This is a genomic window from Formosa sp. L2A11, from assembly GCF_009796865.1.
In the GTDB taxonomy this organism is placed as follows: domain Bacteria; phylum Bacteroidota; class Bacteroidia; order Flavobacteriales; family Flavobacteriaceae; genus Formosa.
The window spans coordinates 1,275,396-1,290,956 of record NZ_CP047028.1 but is presented as its reverse complement, the minus strand read 5'-3'; the positions used below and the strand labels follow the sequence as shown (position 1 = coordinate 1,290,956).

13 protein-coding genes and 1 pseudogene are annotated in these 15,561 nt (G+C 33.9%); 6 read left to right on the top strand and 8 right to left on the bottom strand.

Annotated elements, in window-relative coordinates; genetic code table 11:
• Nucleotides 1-2 precede the first annotated feature (2 nt).
• Both GQR95_RS05685 and GQR95_RS05680 read right to left on the bottom strand, forming a co-directional pair.
• Nucleotides 3-656, bottom strand: coding sequence for a metal-dependent transcriptional regulator (locus GQR95_RS05685; RefSeq protein WP_159022244.1), 654 nt, complete (start codon nt 654-656; stop codon nt 3-5).
• Nucleotides 657-920: 264 nt separating this feature from the next.
• Nucleotides 921-1,670, bottom strand: a complete 750-nt coding sequence (locus GQR95_RS05680; protein WP_159022243.1) for a DnaJ domain-containing protein — start codon at nt 1,668-1,670, stop codon at nt 921-923.
• A gap of 270 nt (nt 1,671-1,940) precedes the next feature.
• On the opposite strand from GQR95_RS05680, the pseudogene GQR95_RS05675 reads away from it, so the two are divergent.
• The 4 genes and pseudogenes from GQR95_RS05675 (at nt 1,941) to GQR95_RS05660 (ending at nt 5,016) form a co-directional block, all read left to right on the top strand.
• Nucleotides 1,941-2,352: pseudogene (locus GQR95_RS05675) on the top strand (BrxA/BrxB family bacilliredoxin).
• 92 nt (nt 2,353-2,444) lie between these two features.
• Complete coding sequence (locus tag GQR95_RS05670) at nt 2,445-3,188, top strand: lysophospholipid acyltransferase family protein (RefSeq protein ID WP_370514532.1); 744 nt, start codon at nt 2,445-2,447, stop codon at nt 3,186-3,188.
• Nucleotides 3,189-3,199: 11 nt separating this feature from the next.
• On the top strand, nt 3,200-4,186 hold the full coding sequence (locus GQR95_RS05665; protein WP_159022242.1) for an acyl-ACP desaturase: 987 nt from the start codon (nt 3,200-3,202) through the stop codon (nt 4,184-4,186).
• Between the two features lie 176 nt (nt 4,187-4,362).
• Nucleotides 4,363-5,016 (top strand): HD domain-containing protein, encoded by a 654-nt coding sequence (locus tag GQR95_RS05660; RefSeq protein WP_159022241.1) that lies wholly within the window; start codon nt 4,363-4,365, stop codon nt 5,014-5,016.
• Between the two features lie 92 nt (nt 5,017-5,108).
• Here the strand turns inward: GQR95_RS05660 and GQR95_RS05655 are convergent, their stop codons facing one another.
• The gene (locus GQR95_RS05655; RefSeq protein WP_159022240.1) at nt 5,109-5,978 is read right to left on the bottom strand and encodes an AraC family transcriptional regulator; all 870 of its coding nucleotides are present in this window, start codon (nt 5,976-5,978) and stop codon (nt 5,109-5,111) included.
• Between the two features lie 208 nt (nt 5,979-6,186).
• Between GQR95_RS05655 and GQR95_RS05650 the strand changes: the two genes are divergently transcribed.
• Nucleotides 6,187-6,786 (top strand): hypothetical protein, encoded by a 600-nt coding sequence (locus tag GQR95_RS05650; RefSeq protein WP_159022239.1) that lies wholly within the window; start codon nt 6,187-6,189, stop codon nt 6,784-6,786.
• Nucleotides 6,787-6,961: 175 nt separating this feature from the next.
• The gene (locus tag GQR95_RS05645) at nt 6,962-7,801 is read left to right on the top strand and encodes a S9 family peptidase (RefSeq protein WP_159022238.1); all 840 of its coding nucleotides are present in this window, start codon (nt 6,962-6,964) and stop codon (nt 7,799-7,801) included.
• Between the two features lie 172 nt (nt 7,802-7,973).
• Here the strand turns inward: GQR95_RS05645 and GQR95_RS05640 are convergent, their stop codons facing one another.
• From GQR95_RS05640 to GQR95_RS05620, 5 genes are all read right to left on the bottom strand, one after another.
• Nucleotides 7,974-9,917 (bottom strand): OmpA family protein, encoded by a 1,944-nt coding sequence (locus tag GQR95_RS05640; protein WP_159022237.1) that lies wholly within the window; start codon nt 9,915-9,917, stop codon nt 7,974-7,976.
• Nucleotides 9,918-9,932: 15 nt separating this feature from the next.
• The gene (locus GQR95_RS05635) at nt 9,933-10,877 is read right to left on the bottom strand and encodes a type IX secretion system membrane protein PorP/SprF (protein WP_233266010.1); all 945 of its coding nucleotides are present in this window, start codon (nt 10,875-10,877) and stop codon (nt 9,933-9,935) included.
• Between the two features lies 1 nt (nt 10,878).
• The gene (locus GQR95_RS05630; protein WP_159022236.1) at nt 10,879-12,114 is read right to left on the bottom strand and encodes a gliding motility-associated C-terminal domain-containing protein; all 1,236 of its coding nucleotides are present in this window, start codon (nt 12,112-12,114) and stop codon (nt 10,879-10,881) included.
• 203 nt (nt 12,115-12,317) lie between these two features.
• Nucleotides 12,318-12,971 (bottom strand): hypothetical protein, encoded by a 654-nt coding sequence (locus GQR95_RS05625; RefSeq protein ID WP_159022235.1) that lies wholly within the window; start codon nt 12,969-12,971, stop codon nt 12,318-12,320.
• Nucleotides 12,972-13,906: 935 nt separating this feature from the next.
• Nucleotides 13,907-15,283, bottom strand: coding sequence for a hypothetical protein (locus tag GQR95_RS05620; RefSeq protein WP_159022234.1), 1,377 nt, complete (start codon nt 15,281-15,283; stop codon nt 13,907-13,909).
• Nucleotides 15,284-15,561: the final 278 nt, after the last annotated feature.

Here is a 15,561-nt window from a genome sequence, read left to right as displayed (position 1 = left end):
AATTATAAGCTTAAGTATAAGTTTTTAGCAACTTCATTAGAGATAATCATTTTTCTATCAGATGTTTCTATAGTTAAAGACTTATCGAAAGGTTCAAAGTCTATTACTTTAATAGCATCTCCTAGTGCTAAATTATTTTTATTTAAATACTTTAAAAATGAGTCGGATGAATTTTTTACCAATACCAAAACACCTTGTTCGCCTTTTTTAATTTCTAAAATATTCACACTTTTTATAGGCGAATAATTTCCATCTTTATCAGGAATAGGATCTCCGTGCGGGTCGTGTGTTGGACACCCTAAAAAAGCATCTAATTCATCAACGAGTTTTAACGACTTTATATGTTCTAATTGCTCTGCAACATCGTGTACCTCATCCCAAGTAAAATTTAATTTCTCGACCAAAAACACTTCCCAAAGTCTGTGTTTCCGAATGACTAAAGCCGCTATTAAACGTCCTTTTTCGGTTAAAGTCACCCCTTGATATTTAACATAGTTAGCCAAATTTTTATCTGCTAATTTTTTTACCATATCGGTAACAGATGAGGCTTTTGATTTTATTTTTTCGGCTATAGCATTTGTACTAACTGCTACCGAACCTTGTTTACCCAAATGGTAAATTGCTTTTAAATAATTTTCTTCAGATAATGTAACCACTAAATTCTTATTTAACAACAAAGATACACAATTTACCTGAATACAAATATATTTTTAGATAAGACTAAATATATTTTTGTAAAAATTTAACGTAACCAACAGCCACAATCCTTCTAAATCAATTTTAAATGAAGATAAAATCTTCCTCTTTTAAACACTAACAACCTAAACACCTTAACATCAGTATCCATATAAAAAAAAAGACGAATCTGATGTATTACCATCAAATCCGTCTTAAGTGTAAACCTTTTATTAAAGCTTTATTTATTTAAAACCACGCTCTTTTTGAAGCTGATCGTAAGCCTCTTGAACTTGACGAAACTTTTCTTCGGCACCTTTCTGATATTCTTTCCCTAAGTGTAACACTTTATCGGGATGGTATTTTTTAGCCATTTTACGATAAGCTTTTTTAATCTCGCTAGCTGTTGCTGTTTTTTCAATTTCAAGAATTTTGTATGCATTATCGCTGCTATTATAAAACATAGCCTTAATACTTTCAAAATCTATAGCACGAATACCTAAATAGTTAGAAATACTAAAAATAGCATCTACCTCTACACTACTTACATTACCATCTGCTTTTGCGATTCCAAAAAGAAAATGAAGTAATTGAAGACGAGACGGATGATCCATCATCTGGCGAATTTGCAAACACACATCGCGAACTGGAATATCTTTTTGTTTGCTTATATTTTTGAATAATTTAAACGCTTCGTTAGCACGTTCCTTACCGTACATACCAACAAATTGAGCGCGTACAAAATCTAATTCGCGTTTATCGCTAACTCCATCTGCTTTTATAACAATGGCTGCTAATATTAATAAACTAACATCAAACTCACTAGACTTGGTTCTTGTTTGTGGTTGCGGCTGATAAGAAGATCCCGTATTAACTTTAATGCTTCCATTAGTAAAACCATCTACCATGCTCCCTAATGCAAATCCTAGAATGGCGCCTATTGGCCCACCAAACGACATACCTAAAGTAGCTCCTAACCATTTTGAAATACCCATATTTTTATTTTAGTTGCGCAAATATACTACATGTAATTTTAACTAAAATGTTTTTTACAGTTCTAGTTACTTCTGCGTTAGGGATAGCAACGGCATCCTTTTTGTTTCCTTAAAACAAAAAGATATAGCGTATAGCCCGACCTTGCCCAAGCAAGGAAACGCCCAAAGCACTTAGATTTTCATACTTATTTAGGTTACGTTAAAGTCGTGATTGTTTCTGTTTTAATTATGTATATTTGGCCTTTATTTAATAAACAAAAAATTTAAAATATGTATCCAGCAGAATTAGTTAAACCAATGCGCGAAGATTTTAACCAAAGTTGGTTTTGAAGAATTACATACAGCAGAAGCTGTAGATGTTGCTCTAGCAAAAGAAGGAACAACTTTAGTGGTTGTAAATTCGGTTTGTGGTTGTGCTGCAGCAAATGCACGTCCAGCAGCAAGCATGAGCATAAAAAACGATAAACACCCAGACCATCTTGTAACTGTTTTTGCAGGAGTAGATAAAGAGGCGGTAGATAAAGCGAGAGGTTATATGATTCCTTTCCCTCCAAGTTCTCCATGTATTGCTTTATTTAAAGATGGCGAATTAGTACATATGTTAGAGCGTCACCATATTGAGGGTCGTCCTGCAGAAATGATTGCAGACAATCTTAAAGATGCTTTTAACCAAGTGTGTTAAGTCGGATTTTGTAAAAAATATAAACCACGCTTTTGCGTGGTTTTTTTTATATCTTATTTTTGTTTAAATTCTAAACTTCCAAAACCTAAATAATGAAACTTATAGCGTATCCTTTAAGTGTATTATATGCTTTAGCTTTTTTACTATCTATATGTATATTCCACCCCATTTTATGGATTAGCCATCGTGTATTTGGCTATAGTGCTTTACAACACAGTGTAAATACATTACAATTTACGTTATTACGTTGCTTAAATATTTTAGGAACACGTTTTACTTATACTAATAATTTTGATGCCGAGATGCCAAAAGACACACCTTTAATTATAGTGTCTAATCACCAAAGCATGTACGATATTCCTCCTATACTTTGGTATATGAGACAATATTCTCCTAAATTTATTAGCAAAATAGAATTAGGAAAAGGCATACCTAGCGTGTCTTATAATTTACGCCATGGTGGCTCTGCTTTAATAGATAGAAAGAATCCAAGACAGTCTATACGAGCAATTAGTGAATTTTCAGATTTTATAAATGATAAAAAATATGCGGCCGTTATTTTCCCCGAAGGTACACGCAGTAAAGATGGCACACCAAAACCGTTTCAACGTCGTGGTTTACAAACATTAATAAAGAAAATTCCGACAGCAACCATAGTTCCATTAACAATTAATAATTCATGGAAAACGTTAAAGTATGGTAAATTTCCTATGGGATTAGGCGCACATATTACATTAACAGTCCATAAACCCATAAATTTATCTACCTTTGTTGACTCTACAGAAACTTTGATTGACGAAATTGAACGTACTGTGACAGAGAATATAAACCCTTAAAACTTAACATTATGTCATTAAAAAATGTAAGGTTAGAAGTGATGCAGTTTTTAGAAAAAGACGTAGACGCTTTAATAGAAAAATATTTAATTCCGATAGAAACCATTTGGCAACCTACAGATTTTTTACCAAACTCTGAAGGTCCAACCTTTTTTGAAGAAGTTAAAGAAATAAGAGAATTAGCTAAAGAATTACCCTACGACTTATGGGTAGTTTTAGTTGGAGATATGATTACCGAAGAAGCTTTACCAACCTACGAATCCTGGTTAATGGATGTAGAAGGCGTTGGGCAAGTAGAACGTAATGGCTGGTCTAAATGGGTACGCCATTGGACTGCCGAAGAAAACAGACACGGAGATGTACTTAACAAATACCTTTACCTTTCTGGACGTGTAAACATGAAAGAAATTGAAAAAACAACTCAGTATTTAATTTCTGATGGTTTTGATATTGGTACAGATCGCGACCCTTATAAAAACTTTGTTTATACCAGTTTCCAAGAACTAGCCACTTACATTTCTCATAACCGAGTAGCTAAATTTGCAAGAGAACGCGGCAACAAACAGCTAGGTAAAATGTGTAGAATTATTTCGGGAGACGAAATGAGACACCATAATGCGTATAGCGAATTTGTAGAACGTATTTTTAAAGTAGATCCTAGCCAAATGATGATGGCGTTTCATTATATGATGAAACAAAAAATTACAATGCCTGCTCACTTTTTAAGAGAATCTGGCGGACAAGTAAGTTCTGCTTTCGAAGAATTTTCTAACACAGCACAGCGTATTGGAGTTTACACATCTATGGATTATATAGAGATTCTAGAAAAATTACTTAAACGTTGGGAAATCGATAAAATTACCGGCTTAACAGACGAAGCTGAAAAGGCTAGAGATTATCTTATAAAACTCCCAAGCCGTATGATGCGTGTTGCAGAGCGTATGAAGATTCCAGAAAATTCGTTTGAATTTAAATGGGTAGAACCTGCTAAAATATAGTATTGAAACTTACGCTTAGTTTTGTTTCGGTCACGTCATGCTGAATTTATTTCAGCATCAAACAAATAGAAACACGGGATTCTGAATCAAGTTCAGAATGACGATATACAACTAAAACATAATTAAACCTCAAAAATTCCTTTCTGTCTCAGTTAGGAATTTTTACTTTTATAGCTATGACTAAAGACTTACAAATACAGACTACAATTAACTTTGTAAAACAAAAATTAGAAGGTGCCGAAGGCGGACACGACTGGTTTCATATAGAACGTGTTTATAAAAATTCAAAATTAATAGCAAAAACAGAACATGTTGATTTGTTTGTTGTTGAACTTGGTGCTTTGCTTCACGATATAGCCGATAGTAAATTTCATGATGGCGATGAAACCGTGGGACCAAAAGTAGCTTCGGCGTTTTTAAAAGAAATTAATATTGATGAAGCCACAGCAACTCATGTTACTAATATTATTGAAAACATATCTTATAAAGGCGGAAACTTTAAAGCCACTTTTACATCTCCAGAATTAGATGTGGTGCAAGATGCAGACCGTTTAGACGCTATAGGCGCTATTGGTATTGCCAGAACATTTAATTATGGCGGATTTAAAAACAGAACCATTCACGATCCAGAGATTGCTCCGAATTTAAATATGACTAAAGCAGAATATAAAGCATCTACTGCCCCTACAATTAATCATTTTTACGAAAAACTTCTCCTTTTAAAAGACAAGATGAATACTAAAACAGGAAAAGAAATAGCGACTAAGCGACATGATTACATGGTTAACTTCTTAGATCAGTTTTATGCAGAATGGAATGGAGAAAAATAATTACTTAAGCAATAAATTATACTTTATTACAAAACAAAACCCTCAGATTAATAATTAACCTGAGGATTTTGCCATTCATAAACTCAATTTATTTACTGGATAATACGTGTCATTTCACTTCTATATTTAGAAGCACTAGTTCCTGTTATTTCATTAAAAAATTTATTAAAGTGAGAAAAATTATTAAAACCACATTCAAAACAAATGTCGGTAATACTCATTTCACTTTCTTGCAATAATTTAGTTGCATGCACTACACGGTATTCATTTACTAATTTAGTAAAGGTTTTACCAGTTGCTTTTTTAAAGAATCTGCAAAATGCAGGCACCGTCATGTTTGCTTGATCAGCAATTTCTTCTAAACTAATATGACGCTGAAAATTATTGTTTATATATCTAAAAATTACATCTACTTTAGCACTATCCTGAGGTTCTGTTTCAAAAGCGACACCATCTACATTTAATAAACTGTAATGTTCAGACATTGCCAAGTCGTTTAAAATTTCTAGTAATTTTAAAACACGATTAAAACCTTGATATTCTATTAAAGCTTCAATTTTAGGTCCGACAACCAATTTTGTTTCAGGTTTAAATAGCACCCCTTTTTTAGCACGTTCAAAAAGCATGGCTATACGCTCCATTTCTGGTAGCTTAAGAAACGTATCTCCTAAAAAATTAGGTAAAAACTGGACAATAGTTTCAGAACCACGTGCAGTTAACCTATCTGCAAATCCATTATGGGGTAAATTAGAACCTATTAGTATAAGTTGACTGTTATTAAAGTACGATAAGTGATTCCCTATATGCCTTTTTCCCTGTCCTTTATTTACATATACTAATTCTAATTCCGGATGAAAATGCCAGAAAGCCTTGCTCTTGTGGGCTTCTTGCGTATGTTGCCTTACCACCAACGAGCTTCCAAAACTTGGTGTTACCTTTTCGTAAGTTGGTTTTAACTTCATGAGACTTTCACATTTATGTGGCAAAAATACAAAATGTATATGGTATAGCATGTGTATAATTAACCCTAATATGTACTATTTTACCATATCATAACCTTAACAATTTATTTACAGTTAATATAGCATACAAAATAGCCAATATCGATGTTTTCTACACAAGACAAGCCACATACCTTTGTAATGTAATTAAGTATTAAAATTAATGATTATGAAAAAAGTATTAGTATTCAGTTTAATGTTAGCCTTAACAACTGGTGTTTCTAGTTTCGCTAACACATCTTCGGATAATTTAAAAGGAACAAAATCAGAAATTGTTTTAACACTTAATAATGTAAAAGAAGGTCAAAAATTATCTATTAAAGATGATTACGGTATTGTTTTATACAACACGACTATTGAAACTTCTGGTCTTTACAATAACAAGTTTGATTTAACAGCTTTACCTGACGGTGACTATTCTTTTGAACATGAAAAAGGTTTTGAAATTCAAATTATGCCTTTTACAGTATCTTTAGGAGCAGTAACTTTTAATGAAGCATCTGAAAAAAGCATTTTTAAGCCAGTTGTAAAATTTGAAGAAAACAAAATATATGTTTCTAAATTAGATTTAGAAAAAGAAAATGTAGAAGTAAAAATTTATTACACTACTAACAATAGTGAATTAGATTATGAATTAATTCACACTGAAAAATTTTCAGATACTGCAGATATCAATCGTATCTACTCTTTATCTAAAAAACATTCAGGAAATTATAAAGTAATAGTAAATGCTAACGGAAGAGAATACGTTGAGCAATTCAAAATATAGTTTTAATTTTAATAGATAGTTAGTTAAACTATGTCAATTAGTTAGTTTGTTTGTAAGAGTGGGACTGGTTATCTCACTCTTTTTTTATGCCTTTTTTTTTAGATGAATGTTTTATTAAGCAATTATAAAGTTTTAATTTTATAGTACTTAATTTTTAAGAAAACACCATCGCGTTATGAAACGTATTACAAACATTTTAATTCCAGGAACACATAACAAACCCATCTTAACAGATGTATTTTACACAGAAAACAATACTCCTAAACCTATTATAATCTTTTGCCACGGCTACAAAGGCTTTAAAGATTGGGGTGCATGGAACCAAATGGCAGAAGCTTTTGCAAATGCTGGATTTTTCTTTATAAAATTTAACTTCTCTCACAATGGCGGCACGCCAGAACAGCCTATAGATTTTCCAGATTTAGAGGCTTTCGGACAAAATAATTACTCGATAGAACTAGACGATTTAAAATCTGTTATAGATTGGATTACTATACAACACAATTACACCTCTGAAGCAGACTCTAAAAACATAGTTCTTTTCGGACATAGTCGAGCTGGTGGTATAGTAACTATAAAAGCTGAAGAAGACCCTAGAATTTCACGCGTAATAACCTTAGCAGGCGTAAGTGACTATGCTGAACGTATGTCTAGCGGAAAAGCCTTAGAACAATGGAAAGCAAATGGCGTAGAATATGTTATTAACGGACGTACAAAACAAAATATGCCACATTACTATCAATATTTTGAAGATTTTAAAGCAAACGAAAAGCGCTTAACTATAAAGCGAGCCGTCTCGCATTTAAAAATTCCATATCTTATAATTCAAGGTAATGCAGATACTAGCGTACCTATTGAAGAAGCTTATAAATTGCATGAATGGAATCCTAACAGTACATTAAAAATTATAGATGGCGCCAACCATGTTTTTGGTACTTCCCATCCTTGGGATAAAAAAGAAGTATCTGCACAACTACAAGAGGTTGTGGATACCGTAATCGGATTTTTAAAATAATAATAAATAAAGCAACAGATACAGTCTTAATTCAAGATAGTATCTGTTGCTTTTTAAATATAAAAAACCCTCCTTTTAAGTGCTATTAATCTATAAAATATAAAATGATATTTATTGCTATTAATCTACCAAAACATGTATAAGACTATCAGAAAAAGAGGGCTATTAAAAATTACTTTGTAACTATAAACTCACTACGTCTGTTTTTTTGATGTTCTGCCTCTGTGCATTCTACACCATTAGAACATTTATTAACCATTTCTGTCTCGCCTAAACCTGTTGCTTTTAATCTAGCACTATCTACATTTTTCCCTATTAAATAATCTAGAGCAGATTGTGCACGTCTCGCAGATAATTTCATATTATAATCGTCACTACCACGACTATCTGTATGTGCTCTTATTTCTAATTTTAAATTAGGATACGTCATTAAAGCCTCAAGTATTTTTTGCAGTTCAACTTCGGCATCCGCTCGAATATTTGACTTATCATAATCAAAATAAATTATTGGAATATTTAACACTTCTGCTAAATCCATTCCAGGAACAAGATCTACTACATTTTGTTGTAATTCAAAATTAATTTCTTGATGTGCTGCATTCACTTTAACAACACTCTCATTAGTATCATAACGTTCTTTCTCTGACTTTAAGAAATACGATTTAAATTTATCGGGTTTAACGATATAAAATCCATTCTGATCGGTTACAACTTCCTGAAACACATCGCCATGAGAATCTGTTAAACTTACTCTAGCATCTCGAATAGGTTGTTTAGATTGTTTATCGATAACATACCCGTCTATATTAGAAAGATATACATCAATTACTGGTGCTTTTTCTTTAAATACATAAATATTATCATAAACAAATTCGCCATCGCGATTAGAGCGATTAGAACTTATAAAACCTCTTTTTGTTTTTAAATCTATTCCAAATGCAAAATCGTCTGCATTAGAGTTTAAAGGCTCTCCTATATTTAATAAATGTCCATAATGATTGTCTAGAATCTTGATGTAAAAAATATCTAATCCTCCTAAACCGAAATGCCCGTCTGAAGAGAAATAAAGCTCATTAAGAGCCGTTACAAAAGGAAACGTTTCCTTTCCTTCTGTATTTACTTCAGGTCCTAGATTTACAGGTTCTCCAAGATCTCCGCCCGAAGATATAGTAACCACATAAAGATCTGATTCGCCATAACCACCTGGACGATCTGATGAAAAATACAACTTTGTCCCATCTGAACTTAATGCAGGATGAGCTGTTGAAAAATCATCACCATTAATAGATAACTCTACAGCTTCTTGCCACTTATTATTTACCTTTTCAGATTTATAAATCTTCAACTTATAATCTGCTGTTTTATTATCTACCTTAGTGTTACTTCTTGTAAAATACATCGTTCTATTATCGGTTGTAAATACAGGTGAAGATTCATGATACTTCCCTTTTAAATTCCCTTTTAGCATTTTAGGATCACCAATAGCCTGATTTAAAGAATCCAGTTCTATTTCATATAACGATAAAAAACTAAGACCGTCCCAGCCACTTTTTTTATTTAAAAAATCATCAGAATCTTTTGTAGAGGCATAATACAAAGTGTCTTTGATCATGACATGTCCGAAAGAAATTTTATTTTTATTATATAGCTTCCTAAGCGGATCTAAATCATATCTCCCTGAGTTTTCTTTAATTAATTTTAAATAATCTTCTGCCAATAAAGGTGTTTCTTCTACATTATTTCTACTTACAAAAATATTGTAATACTTCATGGCTTGCTTAGATTTCCCTAAAGCTTTTAATGCTTGAGAATAGCGTAAATAAATAATATCTTCTTTAGGTTTTTCAACCATAGAAAACAAATCATCATACCACTTTACGGCCTGATCATATTGCGCATTAAAATAATAACTATTAGCCAATTTAGTATATAATTCTTCAGACTTATAACCGTTTTCTGCTACTGATAAATATATTTTTTGAGCATTTACAAAATCTAATGTTTCATAATCCTGATTCGCCCGAATTATTTTTTTTTCTTGCCCACGAACGCTTGTAAAAGCAACCATGCTTAAACACAACCAGAACAAACTATAAAAGGATATATTATTTTTCATTAATCTATTTTTTTATTAAAAGAATCTAGGATTCACTATCCCTCTTCGTCTGGTACCTAATTCAAATCGTAAAAGTATTTCATGAGAACCATCGTTATAATTTCCTAATTCTGTTGTATCATAATCGTAGGTATACCCAACCATAATTGTATTGGTTAATTGAAACCCTGCCAATACACTAACTGCAGCATCTAATCGATAAGACATCCCTAATGTTAGTCCATCATTAATAAGTGCGTTTAAAGATAAATCTACTGCTAAAGGAGAACCTGTAACAGATTTAACTAAAAAAGCAGGTTTTAATTTCAGACGCTGATTCATTTCAAAAACATATCCAGCCATTAAATATAAATGTGCTTTCTCTGTAAATGTAGAAGCTTGTATATCGTCATAATGTTTCGTTTCTAAAAAATTAGGCGTAGATAAACCAACATACCATTTATCTGTATATAAATATACTCCTGAACCAATAATTGGAGAACTGTAGTCTTGCTGATTTAAACTAACATCATTCTGATGTTGGATATTTAATTTGGTAGGATCTAAATTCCACATAGACACACCTCCTTTTACTCCTAAAGCTAATTTTAAATTTTTAGCTAACCTTAGAGTATAAGAAAAGTCTAATGACAAGATACTCTCTGAAGTAGGCCCTAATTTATCGCTTAAAACACCTAAACCAATACCTACACCTTGAACTCCTATAGGTGAATGTGCAGAAAAATTTAGTGTTTCCGGAGCGCCATCTAAACCAACCCATTGGCTTCTATACACACCAAGCATACTTAAAGATTCTCGAGATCCAGCATATGCAGGGTTTATAGAAATCGTATTATACATATATTGCGTGTACTGCGAATCTTGCTGTGCTTCCATAGTCGGTGCTATAAAAAACAAACTCAACACGAACACTAAAACAGCTATATTTCTTTTTTTTGAAGTCATTCTAATTTTATTCATATTAGTTATCGCTTAAGTATAAAAAACCGGCTTCTTTATGGGAGTTATTTTCTTGCTCACTTCCATATTTATATTTTAAAATATAGTAATATGTATTGGCAGGAAGTTTATCGGAATCTTTCACTGTTAATCGTCCTGAAGAATGCCCGTCAAAAACACGTCCATTTTCACCGTAATTACTCATCTCATACACCTTAACACCCCAACGATTAAAAATCTGAACGTTAAGTTCTCTAACACACGAATCGTCTGTTTTTTCTATAGCGAAATAATCATTTTTACCATCTCCGTTCGGAGACACATAATTGTAAACTTCTAAAGAACAAGGTAACCGTTCTGTTTCTAGACGGGCAAAAGTAAAAATACCGTAGCCTGACACCGCAGTTGTAATGGTTTGATCGTCAAAATCGATAACTCCGCCTTCATCTATCCACATATTACTAGACTCATCCCACCTAACAATAGATAGCTCTTCGTTTTCTACTGCGTCCATCAATCCTCCTGTCATAGAATACTCTCTCCAAGACAATGTAATTAACCCTCTAGGACTATCAGTAACGTTTTGTACATCCCAATACTCTTCGGGATCTATTTCCATTATATTATCGGCCTTAAGATCATGCGAATACAAAGCATTAGAATTTTCATAATAATACTTTATTTTAAAAAAGTCATTTGATTCAATAGGTGCAGATATACCAGCTAATCTATAATGTCCTTGATCTCCAATAGGAAACACAAATTCCTCATCTCCTAATTTGTTTACAAATCCATCTACATAACTAATATCTGATGTGTTAATATGATTTCCGTAAATATTAAAGGTAAATTCGCCACCAAAATTATCATTATCGACAATGCCTTCATCAAAATCTACAATTCCACTAACATTAATTTCTCCTGATAAATGAAAAGGATTATCGTTACTACCATTACTAAAAACTACATTATATAAATAGCTAACCTGACTCCCACTAATGTATTGATTTTCGGAACCTACAAACTGCGTGATACCTGTGTCTTCATAAAAGTCTACCACACCATCGTTATTAAAATCACTATATATAAAAGATTCTCCATCGTTATTAAATGTACCCTGACTTAAATTATTAAATCCAGATACCGTTGAAAACTGTGTATTCTCACTGATATACAGAACACCATCGTTAGAGGTCTGTGCTATGATACCAGAAGTAACACACAATAAAAAGCATATATGTAATAAAGGTTTTTTCATAAATCTATATTTTTTTTAATCTTGAAGACTTGTTGTTATTCAAAGGGATCTATATTGACTTTTAAATAAAAGTTCCTTTTTTCACTCCTTAAATGCAACACTCTAAACTCGATTAAGGTTACTCTTCTAACACAATAGTGTTCTTATAGGTTAAAAAACATAAGCACTTTAATACCTATAAGAAACACCTTGCATTATTTACTTTATTTAACTTGATGTATTGAGAACTGATATTCAAAACCGTTCAACAAAGCAGCTCCAACCACACCTACATCTGTCCCAAATACAATTTGATCTCCTGCATTAAGTTTTACTAAAGTTTGAGTAGATCGCGTTGGAGGAGACACATCTAAATCAATAAATAGTACGGATACATTTAAATTTACATATGATTCTTCAGCAAGTAGTGTATAACTAGAAGATGTAGCCTCTTTTTTAAAAATCCCAATACCTAATGTACCTGCTCCTAAAAGACCTTTTGAATTTGCTTGAAAGTTTATATTATATATACCATCTTGTTTAGCCGTAAAAACACCTGTGGTTGTACTAAACTCACTGTTCTCATCAAACTCCCTTCCACTTAAAGGAAACCCTACTGGCGTATAAGTACCTAAAAGACTAATCCCTAACAAACTACTACCACTTGAAGCATTATATTTTATAAAAGTCTTTAATTGACTAACTGTTCCATCTACTGTTTTTAAAACACCTGTTGAAGTTGCAACTACAACTTTATCTGCACTGTCTGTACTTGCTTGCAAATCTTCAAATCTAACAGGATCCTCTGTATCTAAATCTGGTTTCACGTGTAATTTATTGGTTGTAGACAGTTTACCAACACCAACATTACCACCCATATAATTAATATCTGTTGAACTGTCTGTTGCAGCAGTGTCGTCTGTATTTCTCCAAGGCTCATCAATTAAATCTTCAAGATTCTGATAAGTTACATCTCCATCTTCATCAGCTACACCTACACGAGTTTCGTCTGCACTTGTTCCTGCATCTAATTTTGAAGCAACTACTGCTCCATTTTTAATCTTAACTGTTGTAACAGCATCGTCTGCTAATTTTACAGTAGTAATACCACCGTCTGTTACTTTAATATTAGTATCTACTAGCGTAGCACCTGTTCCGTTAGTTACCGTAATAGAAGTATCACCTGTAGCAGCTGTTAAATTTTTAGCCTCTACAACACCTGTTGGTCCTTGAGGTCCTGTTGCACCATCTGTCCCATTTAATGAAGCAATCCATTCTGTTTCTGTTCCAGTGTAACCACCATCTACAGCAATGTCATATGCGGAATCTCCATCAACTCCATCTGATCCATCTGTTCCGTTTAATGAAGCAATCCACTCTGTTTCTGTTCCAGTGTAACCACCATCTACAGCAATGTCATATGCGGAATCTCCATCAACTCCATTAGTACCATCTGTTCCATTTAATGAAGCAATCCATTCTGTTTCTGTTCCAGTGTAACCACCATTTACAGCAATATCATATGCGGAATCTCCATCAACTCCATTAGCACCATCTGTTCCGTTTAATGAAGCAATCCACTCTGTTTCTGTTCCAGTGTAACCACCATCTACAGCAATGTCATATGCGGAATCTCCATCAACTCCATCTGATCCATCTGTTCCGTTTAATGAAGCAATCCACTCTGTTTCTGTTCCAGTGTAACCACCATCTACAGCAATGTCATATGCGGAATCTCCATCAACTCCATTAGTACCATCTGTTCCATTTAATGAAGCAATCCATTCTGTTTCTGTTCCAGTGTAACCACCATTTACAGCAATGTCATATGCGGAATCTCCATCAACTCCATCTGTTCACCATCCATTGTTCCGTTTAATGAAGCAATCCATTCTGTTTCTGTTCCAATGTAACCACCATCTACAGCAATGTCATATGCGGAATCTCCATCAACTCCATCTGTTCCGTCTGATCCATTAGCACCATCCATTCCGTTTAATGAAGCAATCCACTCTGTTTCTGTTCCAGTGTAACCACCATCTACAGCAATGTCATATGCGGAATCGCCATCAACTCCATCTGTTCCGTCTGATCCATTAGTACCATCTGTTCCGTTTAATGAAGCAATCCATTCTGTTTCTGTTCCGGTGTAACCACCATCTACAGCAATGTCATATGCGGAATCCCATCCTCCATCTGTTCCATTAGTACCATCTGTTCCGTTTAATGAAGCAATCCACTCTGTTTCTGTTCCAGTGTAACCACCATCTACAGCAATATCATATGCGGAATCTCCATCTGCTCCATCTGCACCATCTGTTCCGTTTAATGAAGCAATCCATTCTGTTTCTGTTCCAGTGTAACCACCATCTACAGCAATGTCATATGCGGAATCTCCATCTGCTCCATCTGCACCATCTGTTCCGTTTAATGAAGCAATCCATTCTGTTTCTGTTCCAGTGTAACCACCATCTACAGCAATGTCATATGCGGAATCTCCATCAACTCCATCTGTTCCGTCTGATCCATTAGTACCATCCATTCCGTTTAATGAAGCAATCCATTCTGTTTCTGTTCCAATGTAACCACCATCTACAGCAATGTCATATGCGGAATCTCCATCAACTCCATCTGTTCCGTCTGATCCATTAGCACCATCCATTCCGTTTAATGAAGCAATCCACTCTGTTTCTGTTCCAGTGTAACCACCATCTACAGCAATGTCATATGCGGAATCGCCATCAACTCCATCTGTTCCATTAGTACCATCTGTTCCGTTTAATGAAGCAATCCACTCTGTTTCTGTTCCGGTGTAACCACCATCTACAGCAATATCATATGCGGAATCTCCATCTGATCCATCTGCACCATCTGTTCCGTTTAATGAAGCAATCCATTCTGTTTCTGTTCCAGTGTAACCACCATCTACAGCAATATCATATGCGGAATCTCCATCTGATCCATCTGCACCATCTGTTCCGTTTAATGAAGCAATCCATTCTGTTTCTGTTCCAGTGTAACCACCATCTACAGCAATGTCATATGCGGAATCTCCATCAACTCCATCTGTTCCGTTTAATGAAGCAATCCATTCTGTTTCTGTTCCAGTGTAACCACCGTCTACAGCAATATCATATGCGGAATCTCCATCAACTCCATCTGTTCCGTCTGATCCATTAGCACCATCCATTCCGTTTAATGAAGCAATCCATTCTGTTTCTGTTCCAGTGTAACCACCATCTACAGCAATGTCATATGCGGAATCTCCATCAACTCATCTGTTCCGTCTGATTTAGCACCATTCGTTTAATGAAGCAATCCATCTGTTTCTGTTCCAGTGTAACCACCATCTACAGCAATGTCATATGCAGAATCTCCATCAACTCCATCTGTTCCGTTAATGAAGCAATCCACTCTGTTCTGTTCCAGTGTAACACCATCTACAGCAATGTCATATGCAGATCTCCA

Coding starts and splice junctions, on each gene's coding strand:
- GQR95_RS05665 (WP_159022242.1), top strand. CDS start 3,200: ATGTCATTAAAAAATGTAAGGTTAGAAGTGATGCAGTTTTTAGAAAAA.
- GQR95_RS05660 (WP_159022241.1), top strand. CDS start 4,363: ATGACTAAAGACTTACAAATACAGACTACAATTAACTTTGTAAAACAA.
- GQR95_RS05625 (WP_159022235.1), bottom strand. CDS start 12,971: ATGGGTGGTAATGTTGGTGTTGGTAAACTGTCTACAACCAATAAATTA.
- GQR95_RS05670 (WP_370514532.1), top strand. CDS start 2,445: ATGAAACTTATAGCGTATCCTTTAAGTGTATTATATGCTTTAGCTTTT.
- GQR95_RS05680 (WP_159022243.1), bottom strand. CDS start 1,670: ATGGGTATTTCAAAATGGTTAGGAGCTACTTTAGGTATGTCGTTTGGT.
- GQR95_RS05650 (WP_159022239.1), top strand. CDS start 6,187: ATGAAAAAAGTATTAGTATTCAGTTTAATGTTAGCCTTAACAACTGGT.
- GQR95_RS05655 (WP_159022240.1), bottom strand. CDS start 5,978: ATGAAGTTAAAACCAACTTACGAAAAGGTAACACCAAGTTTTGGAAGC.
- GQR95_RS05630 (WP_159022236.1), bottom strand. CDS start 12,114: ATGAAAAAACCTTTATTACATATATGCTTTTTATTGTGTGTTACTTCT.
- GQR95_RS05645 (WP_159022238.1), top strand. CDS start 6,962: ATGAAACGTATTACAAACATTTTAATTCCAGGAACACATAACAAACCC.
- GQR95_RS05620 (WP_159022234.1), bottom strand. CDS start 15,283: ATGGATGGTGCTAATGGATCAGACGGAACAGATGGAGTTGATGGAGAT.
- GQR95_RS05635 (WP_233266010.1), bottom strand. CDS start 10,877: ATGAATAAAATTAGAATGACTTCAAAAAAAAGAAATATAGCTGTTTTA.
- GQR95_RS05640 (WP_159022237.1), bottom strand. CDS start 9,917: ATGAAAAATAATATATCCTTTTATAGTTTGTTCTGGTTGTGTTTAAGC.